This window comes from Rhodoferax sp. (genome assembly GCF_013297935.1).
In the GTDB taxonomy this organism is placed as follows: domain Bacteria; phylum Pseudomonadota; class Gammaproteobacteria; order Burkholderiales; family Burkholderiaceae_C; genus Allorhodoferax.
The window spans coordinates 108,587-126,553 of the sequence record NZ_JAAFIX010000011.1; the positions used below are offsets into that span (position 1 = coordinate 108,587).

Consider the following 17,967-nt stretch of genomic DNA (forward strand, 5'->3'; position numbering starts at 1 on the left):
ATTCCCCGATGCGCCCTCCGTCTTCGTAGAGAATTGCGGCATATTCGCTCCTCCTTCATCTGCTCCCCCCACCCGCCACCGCAATGACCTCAGTCTTCAATTTCACCTTCGTTCCCTGGTTCCGGTCGGTCGCGCCTTACATCCATAAGTTCCGCAACCAGACCTTTGTGGTGGGTATTGCCGGCGAGGCCATTGCCGCGGGCAAGCTGCACAGCTTGGCGCAAGACCTGGCCATGATCCAGAGCATGGGCGTGAAGATAGTGCTGGTGCACGGTTTCCGGCCGCAGGTGAACGAGCAGCTCGCCGCCAAGGGCCACACCCCCAAATACAGCCACGGCATCCGCATTACCGACGAGGTGGCGCTCGACTGCGCCCAGGAGGCCGCCGGCCAGTTGCGCTACGAGATTGAAGCCGCTTTCAGCCAAGGCTTGCCCAACACGCCCATGGCGGACTCCACGGTGCGCGTGATCTCGGGCAACTTCATCACGGCGCGGCCGGTGGGCATTGTGGACGGGGTGGACTTTCAGCACAGCGGGCTGGTTCGCAAGGTCGACACGGCCGGCATCACCCGCACCCTGGACATGGGTGCCATGGTGCTGCTCTCGCCGTTTGGCTTTTCGCCCACGGGCGAGGCGTTCAACCTCGCCATGGAAGAGGTGGCTACCAGCGTAGCCACCGCGCTGCAGGCCGACAAGCTGATCTTTTTGACCGAGGTGCCCGGTGTGCGCATGGACCCCATGCAGCCTGCCGGGGAAGACAACCCGATCGACACCGAGTTACCCCTGGCCGCTGCCGAGAAGCTACTCCAAGCCCTGCCCGCCGCCAACCAGCCTACCGACGTGGCCTTCTACCTGCAGCACTGCGTGAAGGCGTGCAAGGCGGGCGTTGAGCGCAGCCACATCATTCCGTTTGCGATTGACGGCGCGATTCTGCTGGAGGTGTATGTGCACGACGGCATCGGAACCATGGTGGTGGACGAAAAGCTCGAGAGCCTGCGCGAGGCCACCGAGGAAGACGTGGGCGGCATTCTGCAGCTCATCGAGCCCTTTGAGCGCGATGGCACGCTGGTCAAACGCAGCCGCACCGAGATCGAGCGCGACGCGGGCAACTACACCATCATTGAGCACGACGGGGTGATCTTTGCCTGTGCGGCCCTCTATCCCTACCCCGAATCCAAAACCGCCGAGATGGCGGCTGTAACTGTGTCGCCTGAGGTGCAGGGTCAGGGCGACGGCGAACGCATCCTGAAACGCATTGAGCAGCGCGCCAAGGCGGCCGGGCTGGACAGTATTTTTGTGCTGACCACCCGCACCATGCACTGGTTCATCAAACGCGGCTTTGTGCAGGTGGACCCTGAGTGGCTGCCCGAGGCCCGCAAGCGCAAGTACAACTGGGACCGCAAGAGCCAGGTGCTGGTCAAGCGGCTCTAAGCCGGCGCCAGAGCATCAAGCTGCCAAACACCGCAAAGCCACTGAAGCACACGAATGACCAGTTGGCGATGGTGCCGCCCAGAAAGGTCCAGTCGATCTTGCTGCAGTCCCCGCCACCGCGGAAGATCATGGGCAGTGCGCGCTTGAGCGGGAAGGTCTCGATCATGCCGTAGAGGTCGCGCCCGCAGGACACCACCTCGGGCGGGTACCACTGCAGCCAACTCTGGCGGGCCGCCACATAGGCACCCGCCACGGCAAAAGCCACCAGCAGCACTGCACCGGCAATTTGCAAGCTTTTTCGGCCGCTAGCCCCCGCAATACCTGCGCTGATAGCTACCAAAATGAGAGCATAGCGCTGCACAATACACATCGGGCACGGCTCCAGACCCACCACGTGCTGCAGATACATGCCAAACACCAGCATGGCCACGCAGGCCAGCAACACGCCACCGTACATGCGCCGGGGCGCAGTGTCCATCCAACCGAAAACCAAGTTCAAAATCAAATCCTCATTGAGTTAACCAGCCGCAAGGCGCTGGGGGTTGGTACCTTTTGCGGGACTGAAGTTCCCGCAAAGCCTTGGGGTCAGCCCAAAGCGAATAAGATTCGGCCTTCGTTTTTACACCACCGACAAAGAGGTTTTCCCCATGGCACGCACCGTTAACTGTATCAAGCTGGGCAAAGAGGCTGAAGGCCTGGACTTTGCGCCCTACCCCGGTGAGCTGGGCAAGCGCATCTGGGAAGGCGTGAGCAAAGAAGCCTGGGCCGCCTGGCTCAAGCACCAGACCATGCTGGTCAACGAAAACCGCCTGAACCTGGCCGACGCCCGCGCCCGCCAGTACCTGGCCCGCCAGATGGAAAACCATTTCTTCGGTGATGGTGCCGATGCCGCCCAGGGCTACGTGCCCCCCAGCGCCTGAGGTGCAGGACACCACGGACCGCATGGCTTTTTCGGCCCACAGCGGCTTACCTGCTGCTTGGGCCGGCTGTGCGGCGTGGACGGTGTTGGACACCGGCTTCCATCAGGCCCGGCGCTTTCTTGCCACCTGGGCCGCGTGGCGCGCCGACCCGCAGCGCCCCACCATGCTTCACTATGTGGGGCATGTTTCCCCCGCCGGCCTCGCCCGGCTGCTCGCCCCCCCTGCCCCGCCGCCTCAAGCGCCAGATGACCTTGAGGGTCTGCTGCTTGCCGAGCTACAGGACCGGGGCCCCGGCATTCACCGCATCCTGCTGGACCACGGGCAGGTCTCGCTGACCCTTTGCGTGGGAGACAGCCACGCGTTTTTGAGCGACCACGCGCTCCATGCCAACACGGTTTGGCATACCTCCTCTGACACGGGCTGGAGCAAATGGGCCGCCAAAGCCCTGGCGCGCCTGTGCCTGCGCGGTGCGACCCTGGAGGCCGCACTCCCCGCAGATGCACCGTCCGAGTGGCTGCACGAGGCGGGTTTTGTGCACTGCAGCCCCGCGCTCGACACCGGCACGCTGAACGCAACATTCAACCCGCCATGGCCTTTGGGCGCCAAAGAGCCCCCCAGCAGCGGAGGGCGCGCGCTAAGCAACCTGACGTGTTGCGTAGTGGGTGCGGGTATTTCGGGCGCGAGTGTGGCCTACGCGCTGGCCCGCCGGGGCTGGCAAGTCACGGTGCTCGACGCTGCAGAGCACCTCGGTGCCGGCGCCTCCGGCCTGCCGGTAGGCCTGGTCGTGCCCCATATCTCCGCAGACGACAGCCCGCGCTCACGCCTCTCCCGCGTGGGTGCCAAACTGATGTTGCAACATAGCAAAACACTGCTGCAACACGGGCAAGACTGGTCACTGACCGGTGTGCTGGAGCACCGCTTTGCCGAGGGCCCGGACCGGGCACACGCCCATGCGGCGTGGGTCAAGCCGGGCGCTTTGGTCCGCGCTTGGTTGGCCCACCAGGGCATCACGGTGCGGCACTTAGCCCGGGTCTCGGGCATCGAGCGAACGGGCGAATGCTGGACACTGCGAGACCCCGAAGGCTCGACCCTCGCACAAGCCCCCGTGGTGGTGCTCGCGACCGCGTTTGCCACCCGCGCACTGCTGGAGGCCGATGCCTTGCAACCGCACCGGGCCGGCACCCTGCATTTGACATTGGGGGACCTGCAAGCGGTGCACGGCACAGCGACCACAGGCCCTATGCCCGCCCATGTAAACAGCCCCGCCTGGCGCCACCCGCACAACGGACATGGCTGCTTTATCCCCCAGGTGCCCGGCCGAGGTGGTGATTTTTGGCTAGCCGGCTCCAGCTTCGAGCCCGATAGCCAGCCGACTACACCGACCGGTGAGCCCCACCGGCTGGCACCCTTGGCGCTGCAACATCAAGGCAACCTGGAGCGCCTGCAAACCTTGTGGCCAGCGGCAGCGCAGGCGGTGGCGCCGCTGTTTGAATCCGGTGGGGTTGAAGCGTGGTCCGGCACCCGCTGCGTCAGCCATGACCGCCTGCCCTTGGCCGGACCGGTGGACGCTACCGGCCGCAACGGCCTGTGGATGCATGTGGGCATGGGTGCCCGCGGCCTGACGTTTTCAGCGCTAGGGGCGGAGCTGATTGCAGCACGCATGTGCCATGAGCCCTGGCCCGTGGAGAGCGCGTTGGCGAAGTCGATGGATTCGCAGCGCCTGCGCAAGCGGCGTGCGGTTCGTGAAGTGGAGAGCGACAGCACCTGAGCAGTGCCGCCACCTCAAACTTTTTGAAATGCGCTGAACACCTGCTGGGGGTTGAAGGGCACTTCCAGCAAGTCTGCGCAGCCCATGCTTTCGGACAGGCGCACCGCCTTCCAGTCGGGAGCCGGCATGACCCCCATGACGTTAGCCGGAGGCACCGCCTGGTCTTGAAAGTACTTGGCATAGCGCCAAGGGTCCTGCGTGACCGGGTCCACGTACACCAAGGCGAGGCTGTAACTCCGCTGCCCCATGCGATCCATGCACTCTTCGAGTGAATGCACCTCGTCAATCACCAGCAGACCAGCCAGCGCCAGGCGAGCCCGCAGGTAGTAGGCTGCCACCTGAGGAATACAGACAAACAGCGCACACCGGATGCCCGGCGGGGGCGGCACATCGGTAGACGGTGCTTCGGCAAAAATGTCGATGTCCACCTCTTGCAAAGTGGCAAACAACTCGTCGAGCAAGTGCACCAGCCCACCCCAGTCCACGGGTCGCTGCAAAGCCCGCCATGCACCCAAGGGGGCAGAGTCGCCCACGGCAATCATCTTGAGGTGGGGGTTAAAGCCTGGTGACACCAGATCGAGGCCCGCCTCGTAGCTGTCCACATCAATCAACGCCACGTTCGGAGAACTGCTTTCCTCCGGGGTCCAGAGCACGTAGTTGGGCCCGTCGGCCCGCGACACCCTGAACAAGGTGTTCAGCGAATGCCGCTCGGCATCGCTGAAACCCACTACTTTCACCCGAACCTTGATGCCCATATTTCCCTGTCAGCGCAGCGGCGCTTATCTTTCCTTGGAGTAGGGACGACCCAGCGCCTGCGGTGCCACAGCCTTGCCAATGAATCCCGCCAGCAAAACCACCGTCAACACATAAGGTAGTGCCTGGATGAACTGCACCGGCACTTCACCAAAGCCGCTCACCTGCACGCCCTGCAAACGAATGGCAGCAGCATCCAGAAACCCGAACAACAAACACGCCCAGAAGGCGCCAACCGGATGCCAGCGGCCGAATATCAGGGCCGCCAAGGCCATGAAGCCCCGACCCGCCGTCATGTTGGCGGAGAAGTTGGCACTCTGAGCCAGCACCAGGTAGGCGCCAGCCAAGCCGCACAACACACCGTTGATGGTCAGCGCGGCATAGCGCAGCCGGGAGACCGAAACCCCCGCAGCGTCGACCATTTGCGGGTTCTCGCCCACGGCCCGCAGTCGCAAACCGAAGCGCGTGCGGAACAGCACCCACCAGCACATCGGCACCAAGGCCAGAGTGAGGTAGACCATGGCGTTGTGGCTCAAGAGCCCCTCGCCCACAATCCGCCCCACCCAAGGCACGCCACTCAGCGCGTCTTGCATGCCCGGGAACAAGGCTTGAATGCGGACGTCGCTGCCCACCGGAGGCGTCTGACCGCCCTGCGCAAACCACGCAATGCCCAGCACCACCGTCATGCCGGCGGCAATGATGTTGATCGCCACCCCGGACACCACTTGGTCCCCTTTGTGGCTCACACAGGCCAGGCCGTGCATCCACGAGAGCACCACGGCCACCAGCACCCCCAAAGCCAGCGCCAGGGTGGTGGATTGAAACGCCGCTCCGGCCGCACCTGCGGCGAATGCGGCAAACAGCATCTTGCCTTCCAGCCCGATGTCCACCACGCCAGAGCGCTCTGAAAACATGCCGGCCAGCGCACAGAGAATCAGCGGCGTAGAAACCCTCAGCGTAGAGGCCAGCATGGCCGCAACCAATGCGTCATCCATGTTGCACCCCCGCCTTCAAGAACTTGGACAAAACCCAGGCCAACACCGGCGCAATCACGTACACCATGGCCCCGGAGAACAACACAATGAAACCTTGCAACATCACCACCATCTCCCGGCTGAAGCCCGGTATTTCAAATGCCACCTCGGCGCCCCCTTGAAACAGGGCCCCGAACAACACGCTGGCAAAAATAATGCCGACTGGGTGGTTGCGCCCCATCAGGGCCACCGCAATACCGGTAAAGCCCGCGCCGCTGACGAACTCCAACAAGAGCTTGCCATTGACGCCCGCAATCTCATTCATACCCACCATGCCGGCCAGTGCACCTGAAATGGCCATGCCAATCACGATCTGATGGCGGACGTTGATACCGGCGTACTCCGCCGCACTCTGGCTGGAGCCGACTGCACGCAGCCGGTAACCTGCCCGTGTACGCCACAAAAACAGGTACACCCCCAGAGAGGCCAGCAAAGCGAGCAGCAAGCTCAAATTGAGGGGCGATGCGTCCCACTCAATGCCTATGGCCGCCAAGGCCTCGTGCATGGCCGGCAGCTTGGCCGATGCAGCAAACGCCGCACTTTCAACCGCCATAGAGCCCGAGGGGCGCAGGTGGTTGACCAGCAGGTACACCAGCAGACTACTAGCAATGAAGTTGAACATGATGGTCGTAATCACCACATGGCTACCCCGGTAAGCCTGGAGATACGCCGGAACTGCCGCCCACGCCGCCCCGAATAGCGCACCACTGAGCAGCATCAAGGGCAACATGGCCCAGGCGGGCAAGCTGTTTGAAAGCCAGAGAGCCATCAAGCCGGTACCCAGCCCACCCAAAATAGCCTGCCCTTCCCCGCCGATATTGAACAAGCCGCCATGAAAAGCGACTGCCACCGCGAGGCCGGTGAAGATAAAGGTGGTGGCGTAGTAAAGGGTGTAACTGATCCCGCGCTGGCTGCCGAAAGCACCTTGCACCAACACCGAAATCACCTCCACCGGGTCCTGCCCGACCAAAGCCACTACACCGGCCGCGGCCAGCATGGCGACCAGCAGGCACACCACCGGGAGCAGCACCAGATCCGCCCAACGGGGCAATGCGTAATTCGCGTTCATTGCGCCCCTCCTGTCATCAGCAGGCCGATACCGGCCTCTGTGCAGTCTTCAATCGCCAGCTCTCCGCTGACTCGCCCTTGATTCATCACAATGACCCGATCAGCTAGCGCCAAAATCTCGTCCAACTCGCTGGACACCACCAGTACTGCGCAACCGGCATCCCGCATAGCCCGCAGCTGGGAATAAATGAATTCGATCGCGCCGATGTCCACTCCACGCGTCGGCTGCCCGACCAGCAGCACTTTGGGCGACTGCCCCAACTCCCGCGCGAGCACCAGCTTCTGCTGATTTCCGCCCGAAAATTTGCTGCTCTTGAGTTCCGGGTCGCGCGGGCGCACGTCAAAGCGCTCCATCAAGCCCGCCGTGGCGCGGCGCATGGCGCTGTGGGACATCCAGCCGCCACTCGCGTACTCAGGCAACCCGTCGTAGCCCAATACGGCCGACTCCCAAGCGACAAAGTCCATGACCATCGCGCGCGCGTGGCGGTCTTCAGGAACGTGCGCGACCCCCAGGTGGCGTGCGGTTTGCGGATCCAGCCACTGCGCTGCAGCGAACGTCTGGCCCCCGGTGGTGATGGTGCCGGCATCGGGTGTGAGCAACCCCGACAGCACATCGAGCAACTCGCTCTGCCCGTTGCCGGACACACCGGCCACCCCCACGATTTCACCGGCCCGCAAATCGAGGTTCAAGTCATGCAGGCGCGTGACCTCCAAGGCGTCTCTCACCACCACGTTGCGCACTGAGAGCAAGGTATCTCCCGCAGGGCGGGCATCTGCGTCCACACGGCCCATGTGCACTTTGCGCCCCACCATGGCTTCGGCAAGGCTCTCTACAGAGGCTTGCGCAATCGGCAGCTCCTGCACCACTCGGCCGCCGCGCATGACGGTCACGTTGTCGCACAAGCCCACGACTTCTTTCAGCTTGTGGGTAATCAGCAAGATAGTGGTGCCTTGCCCGCGCAACACCCGCAGCACTTTGAACAAGTGTTCGGTTTCTTGGGGGGTCAGTACTGCGGTGGGTTCATCCAGAATCAAAATCTTGGCGCCGCGGTAGAGCGCCTTCAGAATCTCAAGCCGCTGACGATCGCCCACCGGGAGTTCGGACACCGGAGCATCGAGCTTGACCTGCAAGCCGGTCGCTTGCATCAGGGTTTCGAGCTTGCTGCGCACAGCGGCATCGGCTTTGTGCAGCAGCCAATGCGGCTCCGCACCGAGCATCACGTTTTCGAGCGCGGTCAGGGTGTCCACCAACATAAAGTGCTGGTGAACCATGCCAATGCCTTGGGCAATCGCATCGTCCGCATTGCGTATCGTCACCGGCTTGCCGAGGACCCATATGTCGCCGCTGTCGGCCTGGTAAAAGCCGTACAAGATGGACATCAGCGTGCTCTTGCCCGCCCCGTTCTCGCCCACGATGCCGTGAACCGTACCGCTAGCCACCCGCAAGTTCACGTCGGCATTCGCTGCCACCGCACCAAACCGTTTGTTGATGCCCTGCATGTGAATCGCCGGGGGCGATGTGCTCTCTACACTCAAATCCTGCTCCTCTGAGGGCTCTTGCCCTGAAGCGAAAAGCCCACGGTACGTGCAAGCACCGCGGGCTTTACAACCAGGAAAGAAAGCGCCCGCTACCGGCATGGCCGGCCGGACGCCACTTTCAAATTACAACTTGCAAGCGTTGTCCGCCATGAAGTCAGCCACTTTGATCTTGCCGCTGATGATGTCAGCCTTGGCAGCTTCCACCTTCTTCTTCATTTCAGGGGTAATCAACTTGGCGTTGTTCGCATCCACAGCGTAGTCCACGCCGCCTTCTTTCAGACCCAACACGGTCATACCGGCCTTGTGGCCCTTGGCAACGTTGTACACCGCGGTGTCCACGCGCTTGAGCATGGAAGTCAACATGGTGCCGGGGTGAATGTGGTTCTGGTTGCTATCCACACCGATGGCCAGCTTGCCGCTGTCCTTGGCAGCCTGGTACACACCGATACCGGTGCCGCCGGCGGCTGCAAACACCACGTCCACGCCTTGCGAGAACTGGGCCTTGGCCAACTCGCCGCCGCGGGCGGGGTCGTTCCAAGCGGCACCGGTGGTGCCTGTCATGTTGCCGATGACTTCAGCCTTGGGGTTCACAAACAGTGCGCCTTGCTTGTAGCCGCACTCAAACTTGCGGATCAGGGGGATGTCCATACCGCCCACAAAGCCGACTTTGCCGGTCTTGCTGGCCATGGCGGCAATCGTGCCCACCAGGAAGCTACCTTCTTGCTCTTTAAACACCACGGACTGCACGTTAGGCAAGTCCACCACCATGTCGATGATGGCGAATTGCAACTTGGGGAATTCTTTGGCTACTTTTTCGATGCTGGAAGCCTGGCCGAAACCGATACCGATGATGGGGCTAGCGCCACGCTCTGCCATGCGGCGGATGGCCTGCTCACGCTGGGACTCGTTGGTGATTTCGAACGACAGGTACTTTTTGCCGGTCTCTTTTTTCCACTTTTCGATACCGTTGTAAGCCGCTTCGTTAAAGGACTTGTCAAACTTGCCGCCCATATCGAACACCACTGCAGGGTCAGCAGCGATAGCTTGGAAACTGGCGGCCAAGGTCGCGGCCAACAGCGTCATGCGCACAGGAGATTTCACGTTCATAGCTTCTCTCAGTTCTTAATCAAGTTAAAAAAACAGTCAATTCAACAAACCAATGGCAGAACCGCCATTTTCATCACACATTTGCCGCTAAGCGCGGTCAACGCCACACTGTAGTTCAAGAATCACAGCGGACTCCAGTGTCTGTATCAGGGCTTCTCCGGATATAACTCGGGCGTTATACACCTCTTACACCACTCCGGAATTCACCTGCACCCGTTTCAAACCGGCTTGAGCTCCACCAGCGACTTGCCGATGGCACTGGCCAGCCGCGCATTGTTCAGCACCAACTGAATGTTGGACGCCAAGCTATCCCCTCCGGTGATCTCACACACTCGCGCCAACAAAAACGGGGTGGACTCTTTGCCACCAATATTCTGGGCTTGGGCCTCTGCCAGTGCCTGCTCGATCGCTGCATCAATCACCGCTCCCGCCATGGCGTACTCCGGAGGGATGGGGTTAGCAATTACCATGCCACCATGCAGCCCCATGCCCCATTTGGCATGCAACACCTGCGCAATTTCTAGCGGCGTGTCCAAGCGGTAGTCCACTGAAAACGCACTGTCCCGGGTAAAAAATGCCGGCAGCGCCCGGGTCTGGTAACCCACCACGGGAACGCCATGTGTTTCCAGGTATTCCAGGGTCAAGCGCAGGTCGAGAATCGACTTGGCTCCCGCGCACACGACTGCCACCTGGGTGTGGGCCAACTCTTGCAAGTCCGCCGACACGTCAAAACTTTCTTGTGCGCCACGGTGCACACCGCCGATGCCACCTGTGGCAAACACGCGAATTCCCGCCATTGCCGCAATGATCATGGTCGAGGCCACCGTAGTAGCCCCTGTGGCCCCCGCAGCCACGATAAAGGGCACGTCTCGGCGGCTCACCTTCACCACGTCGCGGCCGGAGCGGCCCAACTGCTCGATATCAGCCTCCGACAGACCGGCCTTCAAGCGCCCGTTCACGATGGCAATGGTGGCAGGCACCGCACCATGGGCACGCACCTCCGCCTCCACCATGAGTGCTGTTTGCACATTCTGCGGATAGGGCATGCCGTGGGAGATGATGGTGGATTCCAGCGCCACCACCGGGATACCGTTTTGCAGCGCGTGCTCCACTTCAGGGGCTATATCGAGATAAGGGTTCAAGGTCATGCGTTCAGGCTCATGTGGTGCCGGACTGTCGAGTCGGTCAAATCCGGCGAGTTGGCGAATGTACTGGATAGTGTGATCTCTGCACAGGCCACCCCGTATTCAATGGCACTGTCGAATGCAGGATCTTTCTGAAGCGCCGCCACCACGCCCGCTAACAAAGCGTCTCCGGCTCCGGTGCTGTTGAGCACCGGCACCTTGCGGGCCCGCCGAAACTTGGCGCCCGCGCCAGCCTGGCCCCACGCCAGACCCGACGCACCAAAACTCACCATGACCTGCTGCACGCCACTGGCCAAAAAATACTCCACCGCAGCGGCGCAGTCTTCCAGCGACGCAATCACCAAACCACTGAGCGCGGCGGCCTCCAGGTGGTTGAGCTTTAGGAGGTAAATACCGGGGAGCAGGCCCGTCAAACGCCGGCACTTGGCCACCGAGACACCATCCACCACCGTAGTCCGGCCTAAGCCCAGCAGGTGCGACAGGGTGGCCTGGGGCACATTGCAGTCCACCAGCAACCAAGGTTGCGGCTCTTGCAATACAGGCACGCGGGCGCACCACTCTGGCGTGAGGGTTTCCAAAATCTCCATGTCGTTGACCGCCATGGCGACTTCACCATCCGGCTGGTGCATCGACAAATAGGTGGCTGTTCGTTGGCCCTGCGCGGTCATCATGGCGTCCACACCGACTCCCGTGGCGGCTGTCATAGCGGTGAGTTGCTGGCCAAAGGCGTCGTCACCCACCACGGTGACCAGTTGAACTCCAACGCCGAGGCGGGCCAGGTTTTCCGCAATATTGCGCCCCACCCCACCGGGCGAGTAACGAATGGCGCCGGGGGTCGAGTCGCCCGCGGTAACAGCACTGTGCGCCGTAGCGCTGATATCCATGTTGGTGCCGCCCACGACCGTGACCGGGAATAAAACAGCGGGCGAATCAGATGTCATTAAGGTCTATATCGAAGGACTTATCCGGCGCACGTAAATTCAGCGTCAAAATAAGCGGTTTCGCAATCAGAGAGTGCTGACGATGATACTTGTGGCTGGCTCTGCCAATCTGGACTTTGTGGTCCGCGCCCCTCACATTCCGGCCCCCGGGGAAACGGTGCTCGGCCGCGACTTCAAGACCTTTCCCGGAGGCAAAGGCGCCAATCAGGCTGTGGCCTCGGCCAAAGCCGGCGGCGCTGTCACCCACATGTTGCTGGGGCTCGGCCAGGACGCGTTTGCAGCGTCTTTAGAGGCATCACTCCAGTCCGCCGGTGTCGACATGCACATTGTGCGCACGCCCGACCACCCCAGCGGCACAGCATTTATCTGCGTGTCTGACGACGCAGAAAACGCCATCACCGTTGCACCTGGTGCCAACGCAGAGTTGCGCCCCGAGCACTTGCCGTCGCTCGCCGGATTCACGCACCTGCTGCTGCAGCTTGAAACACCGCTAGACACTGTGAACGCCTATGCCCAGGCAGCGCGTGCCCAAGGTGTGCAAGTGGTTCTCAACGCCGCGCCCGCCCGCGCCTTGCCTGCCGAACTGCTGGCTGCGGTGGATGTGCTGGTGGTAAACGAAGGCGAACTGGCATTGGTATCTGGCCACCAAGGCAGCATTGCAGCTGCGCTGGCAAGCCTGACCGTGCCCACCGTGGTCGTCACTTTGGGCCACCAGGGCAGCTGCGCGCGGCATGCCGGTGGCTTTGAGTTGCAAAGCGCATTCCCCATTACGCCAGTGGACACCACCGGTGCCGGCGACACCTTTTGTGGCAGTCTCGTCGCAGCGCTGAGCCAAGGGCAAAGCTTGAAATCAGCGCTGCAATTTGCCAGTGCCGCCAGCGCTTTGGCCTGCACGCGGTGGGGCGCCCAGTCCAGCATCCCTGATACTGCCGAAGTCAACGCTTTTGTGGCCACCGCCCCCGCCACAGACACGGCTGCCCAAGCCGCCCTCCGCGCATTCTGCGGGCTGAACTAAGCCGCACCATCTTTTTACCTAACCGAGATACCCCATGAGCAACGCCACCACTGCCAGCACCGCCCGCAAAGTCATTTACGACACCGACCCCGGGGTCGATGACGCCATGGCGCTCTATTACGCGCTGGCCCACCCCGGCATCGATGTGGTGGGCATTACCACCACCTTCGGCAACGTGACCGTGGAGCAAGCTGCCATCAACGGCCTGTACCTCACCGAGATTGCCGGTCGCAAGATCCCCGTCACCCTGGGCGTGAAAACACCCTGGCTCAAAGCGCCCGGCACGCCGCCTGACTTCATCCACGGTGGCGACGGCCTGGGCAACCTGCCCTCCCGCGTGGCAACCACCAGCGTGCTGGACCCCCGCCCATCGGCGCAATTCATTGTGGACATGGCCCGCGCCTACCCCGGTGAAATCACCCTGGTCGCCGTCGGCCCCTTGGGCAACCTGGCCACCGCACTGAAGCTGGAGCCCAAGCTGCCCCAGCTGCTGCAAGAAGTCATCATCATGGGCGGCACCGTCATGGAACCCGGCAACGTGTCCCCGGTGGCCGAAGCCAACATCTGGAACGACCCGCACTCCGCCGACTTTGTGTTCACCGCCGGCTGGAAGCTCACCATGGTGGGCCTGGATGTGACCCACCAGCTGATCGTGCCCCTGGCCCTGTTCAAAAAAGTGGCCGACCACCACAAGCACGTGGCTACCGACACCTTGCACCACGCGGTGAGCTTTTATGCGGACTTCTACAGCGGCATCTACCCGCATGTGGCCAAAATCCACGGCTGCTTCGGGCACGACGTGCTGGCCTTTGTGGCGCTCACCAACCCCGAGCTGTTTGAAATCCAGACCGGCCGCATCCGCGTGGCGCTGGACGGCCCCGCAAACGGCCAGACCATGATGCGCCGCAAAGAAATCTTCTATCCCCAGCCAGGCTGGGGCGACGAGGTGCCCGACACCCACGCCTGCCTGCAGCTCAAGGCCCCCGAAGCCCTGCAGCTCATCGAATCCACCCTCATGTCCAGCTGGCTGTAAGCCACACCCCGAGCGCGAGAACCCTCATGCACCTCCCCGTTGTTGACTTCACCAGCCCGACAGCTCCACAAGAGTTTTGCAAAAGCCTGCACGAAACCGGCTTTGGCGTTTTGAAGAACCACCCCTTGAGCCAAGACCTGGTCGAGGGCATCTACGCCGAATGGCTGGGCTTTTTTAAAACCGACGCCAAGGCCAAGTACCCCAACGACCCGGACAAGCACGACGGCTACTTCTCGCCCAGCGTGTCAGAGACCGCCAAAAACTTCACCAAGAAAGACCTCAAAGAGTTCTTTCACATCTACCCCTGGGGTCGCTATCCCGCAGAGGTGAGCGACGCCGCCACCCGCTACTACGCGGAGGGCGCCAGCCTCGCGGCCACCCTGCTGAACTGGGTAGAAGCCAACTCGCCCGATGAGGTCAAGGCCCGCTACTCCATGCCCCTGCCCGCCATGATTGAGGGCAGCGACCACACCCTGCTGCGCGTGTTGCACTACCCGCCCCTGCGGGGAGACGAAGAGCCCGGCGCCGTGCGCGCTGCGGCGCACGGCGACATCAACCTGCTGACCATCTTGCCCGCCGCTACTGAACCCGGCCTTCAAGTCTTGGGCAAAGACAACGCTTGGCACGATGTGCCTTGCGACTTCGGGCTGCTCATCGTCAACATCGGCGACATGCTGGCCGAAGCCTCCGGCGGCTACTACCCCAGCACCGTGCACCGGGTGCTCAACCCCACCGGGGAAGGCGCCAAGAAATCACGCATCTCCCTGCCGCTGTTTTTGCACCCCCGCCGCGAAGTGGTGCTCTCCGAGCGCTACACGGTAGAGACTTACTTCAAAGAACGCATGGAAGAGTTGCGCGGCAAGAAGTACTGAATTAGGCCGGAGCCCTGAAGTTCAGTCTTCCGGCCCTAGCGAACTTTGACAGCGCATGGCTTGGCGCTGTTATTTTTTAATAAAACAGGCTGCTAGCCCTCTGAGAATATGCGCGAGCAGCTACTTTTTTAGTAGCAGACAGAGTGCAAAAGACGCATCAATATGCGACATCCCTGCCGGCTTCAGCAACCCCTTCTCAGTCGACCAGAGAAAAGTATTCGTGTGTCTGATTCGGTGGTTTTGCATGGGCTCTGTGACTTCATTCAACAAAATCACCCCTCAAATGCAACTTCTTCCAAAAACACTGCTCATCTTCATATGTTTTTGCGCCTCGCTCCAGGCCGCAGCACAAAATGCATTCAGCAACTACGTTGCAGACCTCCACCTGAGTGAAAGCCGCCAGTTTCGATCGCCAGAACCAGTCATCCGGTACTCTGACGGCGATAGCGGCGCATTGTTAAGAGGCGTCCTGAACCCTGCTCAGGTGAAGGAGATGATGACGATCTATCTCCAGCAGTCCAAGCAAGGCCCCAGTCCAGCCAATGTTCCACAGCTCTTGGCGCCGATACTCAACAGGTATCAGAAAGCTTTTGAAACCCGTGGCTACGCCTACGAGAACGAATACCTCGACTCTGTAGAGATCACAACAATCATGACCCTTTCTTCCATGGCCATGATGAATGGTGCGCAGTCTGTAAACCACACCAGCAAGGACAGCAATAAGTCCTCCTCAGATCAAGAAAAGATGATCGAGAGCATGGACTCCATGATCAAAAGTTTGGGAAGTTTGATGGCCACCATCAAGCAAAAAATAGCCACCGATCTGAGGCAGAAGGTTGGGGCAGGAAAGTTTTCAACGGAGGGGGCTAAGCGCGCTTTGAACCTCGCTGACTCACTCACTGCTTCCGTGCCGTAATGTGAAAGTGCGAGTGCCCCCAAGTCTTTATTAGATTGCGAGTCGGATACTGCGACCTCAAAAACCCCAGGTCGCTGGTGTCAAAAGTAATGAAATCAACGTCGGGTTTTTGCTGACGTTTGAGGCAGCTTGGTCTCGACTGCCACCAGAGGTGGCAGATTTAATCAAGAGATTACTCCCCGCCGCCCCATATAACCAGACCTCATATCCCCATAGCTAAAAAATAGTTTTCAATCTAAGCAGCCCCGCCTACATTCGCCCCCATGGAAGATTTGGCATTTGTATTCGCGGGGTTTTTTGTGGGCTTGATCGTGGGGCTCACGGGGGTCGGGGGTGGCTCGCTCATGACGCCCATCTTGATTTTCTTTTTCGGGGTCAAGCCCTACATGGCGGTGGGCACCGATTTGCTGTTCGCGGCTTTCACCAAGCTGGGCGGCACTGTCAAGCTGGCGCGCTCCCGACACATCGACTGGCCGGTGGTGTTGAACCTGTCGGCTGGCAGCATTCCCGCCGCGCTCATCACCCTGTATGTGTTGCACCAGTTGGGCGCCACCAGCTCGGCGGTCCAGCACATCATGACCACCACCTTGGGTTTTGCGCTCTTGCTCACCGCAGCGGCCACTTTGTACAAAGCCATTCGCGGCAAGGCCGGGCCCACCTCTATTGCGGCGGGCCATGAAGCTGCTGCCGCCCGCCCCCGCCATTGGAGCCTGCCGGTGCTCTTCGGGGCGCTCATCGGCACGCTGGTTACACTCACGTCCGTTGGCGCGGGGGCCATTGGCGTCACGGTGTTGATGCTGCTGTACCCGCTGTTGCCCTTGCCCCGCATCGTGGCGGCGGACATTGCCTACGCAGTGCCCCTGACCCTGGTGGCCGGCATGGGGCATGCGTCGCTTGGTTCGGTGGACTGGCCCCTGTTGGCCAAGCTGCTGGCGGGCTCGCTCCCCGGTATCTGGGTGGGCTCGCACCTGATGTTCAAAACCCCGGAGCGGGTGATCCGCTCCCTGCTGTCCTTGTTGCTGGCCTATGCCGGCCTGAAACTCATCGCTCTCTGATCTTTGCTGCACCACGCTTATGTACCAATACACCGAATTTGACCGCCAGTTCATCCGCGCCCGCGCGGCCCAGCACCGCGACCAACTGGAGCGAAATCAGGCCGGCACCCTGAGCGACGAAGAGTTCCGCCCCTTGCGCCTGCAAAACGGCTGGTACATCCAGCGCTACGCGCCCATGCTGCGCGTGGCTGTGCCCTACGGCGAGCTGTCGACCAAGCAACTGCGCGTGCTGGCTCGCATTGCCCGCGAATACGACCACCCGAGCAAAGAGGTGTTTGACAAAGCCATTGGCACCCAAGCGACCTGGGGCACTACGCACCTGCCGGTGGGCTACGGCCACTTCACCACCCGCCAAAACGTGCAGTTCAACTGGATTCCCCTGGCCAAGAGCGCCGACGTGATGGACCTGCTGGCCACGGTCAACATGCACGGCATTCAGACCAGCGGCAACTGCATCCGCAACATCACCAGCGACGAGCTGGCCGGTGTGGCGGTCGACGAAATTGCAGACCCCCGCCCCTTTGCCGAAATCATGCGCCAGTGGAGCACCCTGCACCCTGAGTTCGCCTTTTTGCCGCGCAAGTTCAAGATCGCCATCACCGGCGCTACAGAAGACCGCGCTGCGGTGCGTTGGCACGACGTGGGCCTTCACCTCATCAAAAACGATGCAGGTGAGCTGGGCTTCCGCGTGTTTGTGGGCGGCGGCATGGGCCGCACCCCGGTCATCAGCACCGAGATCCGCGCCTTCCTGCCCTGGAACCAGATCATGAATTACCTGGAGGCGGTGGTGCGCGTGTACAACCGCTGGGGCCGCCGCGACAACCTGTACAAAGCGCGTATCAAGATTTTGGTGAAGGCCGAAGGCCAGCGCTATATCGACGAGGTGGAAGCCGAGTACGAGCAAATCATCACCCGCGACGGCGCGCCGCACACCATCAGCCAGGCCGAGCTGGACCGCGTTTCGGCATGTTTTGTGCCTCCAGCCCCGGCAGAACGTGCGCCAGCAGCTACAAAAACAATAGCAATTGCACCTGAGCGCCAAAAGGACTACGACCGCTGGCTGCAGCAAAACGTGGCCCCGCACCAGAACCCCGCGCTGCGCTGCGTCACCTTGTCGTACAAGCGCCTGGGCCAAGCCCCCGGCGACGCCGATGCCGACCAGCTCGACACCGCTGCCGACCTGGCCGACGAGTTTTCTGCCGGTGAAGTGCGCGTGACCCACGACCAGAACCTGCTGCTGCCCTGGGTGCGCGCCGAGGACTTGCCCGCCCTGTGGGTGGCCGCCACCCACGCGGGCCTGGCCCGCAGCAATGTGCGCCTGCTGACCGACATGATTGCCTGCCCCGGCGGCGATTTCTGCGCGCTGGCCAA

At 61.6% G+C, this 17,967-nt stretch carries 17 protein-coding genes; 9 read left to right on the forward strand and 8 right to left on the reverse strand.

The annotated features are described in order from the left end of the window. Positions 1-83 precede the first annotated feature (83 nt). Positions 84-1,430: an amino-acid N-acetyltransferase gene (gene argA, locus QZW03_RS14590; protein ID WP_296510742.1), complete on the forward strand. Its 1,347-nt coding sequence runs from the start codon at positions 84-86 to the stop codon at positions 1,428-1,430. On the opposite strand, the gene QZW03_RS14595 is transcribed toward argA, so the two are convergent. Then, the gene (locus QZW03_RS14595; RefSeq protein WP_296510759.1) at positions 1,417-1,908 is read right to left on the reverse strand and encodes a disulfide bond formation protein B; all 492 of its coding nucleotides are present in this window, start codon (positions 1,906-1,908) and stop codon (positions 1,417-1,419) included. The two genes, argA and QZW03_RS14595, sit on opposite strands and share 14 nt — an antisense overlap. Positions 1,909-2,077: 169 nt before the next feature. Between QZW03_RS14595 and QZW03_RS14600 the strand changes: the two genes are divergently transcribed. Continuing rightward, positions 2,078-2,350 carry an oxidative damage protection protein gene (locus QZW03_RS14600; protein ID WP_296510743.1) on the forward strand — a complete coding sequence of 91 codons (273 nt, stop codon included), beginning with the start codon at positions 2,078-2,080 and terminating at the stop codon, positions 2,348-2,350. Between the two features lie 22 nt (positions 2,351-2,372). Continuing rightward, entirely contained in the window at positions 2,373-4,118 is a 1,746-nt protein-coding gene (locus QZW03_RS14605; RefSeq protein ID WP_296510744.1) for an FAD-dependent oxidoreductase, read from the forward strand. A gap of 14 nt (positions 4,119-4,132) precedes the next feature. Here QZW03_RS14605 and QZW03_RS14610 read toward each other — a convergent pair whose 3' ends face one another. The 7 genes from QZW03_RS14610 to QZW03_RS14640 form a co-directional block, all read right to left on the reverse strand. After that, entirely contained in the window at positions 4,133-4,873 is a 741-nt protein-coding gene (locus QZW03_RS14610) for a hypothetical protein (RefSeq protein ID WP_296510745.1), read from the reverse strand. A 24-nt stretch (positions 4,874-4,897) separates the two neighbouring features. Continuing rightward, positions 4,898-5,866: an ABC transporter permease gene (locus QZW03_RS14615; protein ID WP_296510746.1), complete on the reverse strand. Its 969-nt coding sequence runs from the start codon at positions 5,864-5,866 to the stop codon at positions 4,898-4,900. After that, the gene (locus QZW03_RS14620; protein WP_296510747.1) at positions 5,859-6,974 is read right to left on the reverse strand and encodes an ABC transporter permease; all 1,116 of its coding nucleotides are present in this window, start codon (positions 6,972-6,974) and stop codon (positions 5,859-5,861) included. Before QZW03_RS14620 ends, QZW03_RS14615 begins: the two co-directional genes overlap by 8 nt. Further along, positions 6,971-8,509 (reverse strand): ABC transporter ATP-binding protein, encoded by a 1,539-nt coding sequence (locus QZW03_RS14625; RefSeq protein ID WP_366481768.1) that lies wholly within the window; start codon positions 8,507-8,509, stop codon positions 6,971-6,973. The genes QZW03_RS14620 and QZW03_RS14625 overlap by 4 nt, the downstream gene beginning before the upstream one ends. Positions 8,510-8,635: 126 nt before the next feature. Beyond that, positions 8,636-9,619: a BMP family ABC transporter substrate-binding protein gene (locus QZW03_RS14630; protein WP_296510748.1), complete on the reverse strand. Its 984-nt coding sequence runs from the start codon at positions 9,617-9,619 to the stop codon at positions 8,636-8,638. Between the two features lie 218 nt (positions 9,620-9,837). Next, positions 9,838-10,761 carry a pseudouridine-5'-phosphate glycosidase gene (locus tag QZW03_RS14635; RefSeq protein WP_296510761.1) on the reverse strand — a complete coding sequence of 308 codons (924 nt, stop codon included), beginning with the start codon at positions 10,759-10,761 and terminating at the stop codon, positions 9,838-9,840. 2 nt (positions 10,762-10,763) lie between these two features. Beyond that, the gene (locus QZW03_RS14640) at positions 10,764-11,705 is read right to left on the reverse strand and encodes a carbohydrate kinase family protein (RefSeq protein ID WP_296510749.1); all 942 of its coding nucleotides are present in this window, start codon (positions 11,703-11,705) and stop codon (positions 10,764-10,766) included. An 82-nt stretch (positions 11,706-11,787) separates the two neighbouring features. Between QZW03_RS14640 and QZW03_RS14645 the strand changes: the two genes are divergently transcribed. The 6 genes from QZW03_RS14645 to QZW03_RS14670 all read left to right on the forward strand — a co-directional run. Further along, positions 11,788-12,720, forward strand: coding sequence for a ribokinase (locus QZW03_RS14645; RefSeq protein WP_296510750.1), 933 nt, complete (start codon positions 11,788-11,790; stop codon positions 12,718-12,720). A gap of 34 nt (positions 12,721-12,754) precedes the next feature. Continuing rightward, entirely contained in the window at positions 12,755-13,753 is a 999-nt protein-coding gene (locus tag QZW03_RS14650) for a nucleoside hydrolase (protein WP_296510751.1), read from the forward strand. Positions 13,754-13,779: 26 nt separating this feature from the next. Then, complete coding sequence (locus QZW03_RS14655; protein WP_296510752.1) at positions 13,780-14,625, forward strand: 2OG-Fe(II) oxygenase family protein; 846 nt, start codon at positions 13,780-13,782, stop codon at positions 14,623-14,625. A 244-nt stretch (positions 14,626-14,869) separates the two neighbouring features. Then, positions 14,870-15,541, forward strand: coding sequence for a hypothetical protein (locus QZW03_RS14660; RefSeq protein WP_296510753.1), 672 nt, complete (start codon positions 14,870-14,872; stop codon positions 15,539-15,541). A 263-nt stretch (positions 15,542-15,804) separates the two neighbouring features. Beyond that, a complete protein-coding gene (locus tag QZW03_RS14665) occupies positions 15,805-16,596 on the forward strand; it encodes a sulfite exporter TauE/SafE family protein (protein ID WP_296510754.1) in 792 nt (263 codons plus the stop codon). A gap of 19 nt (positions 16,597-16,615) precedes the next feature. Then, on the forward strand, positions 16,616-17,967 hold a 1,352-nt coding region (locus tag QZW03_RS14670; RefSeq protein WP_296510755.1), incomplete at its 3' end, for a nitrite/sulfite reductase.

What these genes read in the sequence shown, in the direction of transcription:
- QZW03_RS14645 (WP_296510750.1), top strand. Translation starts at nt 11,788, where the DNA reads ATGATACTTGTGGCTGGCTCTGCCAATCTGGACTTTGTGGTCCGCGCC.
- QZW03_RS14640 (WP_296510749.1), bottom strand. Translation starts at nt 11,705, where the DNA reads ATGACATCTGATTCGCCCGCTGTTTTATTCCCGGTCACGGTCGTGGGC.
- QZW03_RS14665 (WP_296510754.1), top strand. Translation starts at nt 15,805, where the DNA reads ATGGAAGATTTGGCATTTGTATTCGCGGGGTTTTTTGTGGGCTTGATC.
- QZW03_RS14620 (WP_296510747.1), bottom strand. Translation starts at nt 6,974, where the DNA reads ATGAACGCGAATTACGCATTGCCCCGTTGGGCGGATCTGGTGCTGCTC.
- QZW03_RS14610 (WP_296510745.1), bottom strand. Translation starts at nt 4,873, where the DNA reads ATGGGCATCAAGGTTCGGGTGAAAGTAGTGGGTTTCAGCGATGCCGAG.
- QZW03_RS14630 (WP_296510748.1), bottom strand. Translation starts at nt 9,619, where the DNA reads ATGAACGTGAAATCTCCTGTGCGCATGACGCTGTTGGCCGCGACCTTG.
- argA (WP_296510742.1), top strand. Translation starts at nt 84, where the DNA reads ATGACCTCAGTCTTCAATTTCACCTTCGTTCCCTGGTTCCGGTCGGTC.
- QZW03_RS14595 (WP_296510759.1), bottom strand. Translation starts at nt 1,908, where the DNA reads ATGGACACTGCGCCCCGGCGCATGTACGGTGGCGTGTTGCTGGCCTGC.
- QZW03_RS14660 (WP_296510753.1), top strand. Translation starts at nt 14,870, where the DNA reads ATGGGCTCTGTGACTTCATTCAACAAAATCACCCCTCAAATGCAACTT.
- QZW03_RS14605 (WP_296510744.1), top strand. Translation starts at nt 2,373, where the DNA reads ATGGCTTTTTCGGCCCACAGCGGCTTACCTGCTGCTTGGGCCGGCTGT.
- QZW03_RS14600 (WP_296510743.1), top strand. Translation starts at nt 2,078, where the DNA reads ATGGCACGCACCGTTAACTGTATCAAGCTGGGCAAAGAGGCTGAAGGC.
- QZW03_RS14655 (WP_296510752.1), top strand. Translation starts at nt 13,780, where the DNA reads ATGCACCTCCCCGTTGTTGACTTCACCAGCCCGACAGCTCCACAAGAG.
- QZW03_RS14615 (WP_296510746.1), bottom strand. Translation starts at nt 5,866, where the DNA reads ATGGATGACGCATTGGTTGCGGCCATGCTGGCCTCTACGCTGAGGGTT.
- QZW03_RS14650 (WP_296510751.1), top strand. Translation starts at nt 12,755, where the DNA reads ATGAGCAACGCCACCACTGCCAGCACCGCCCGCAAAGTCATTTACGAC.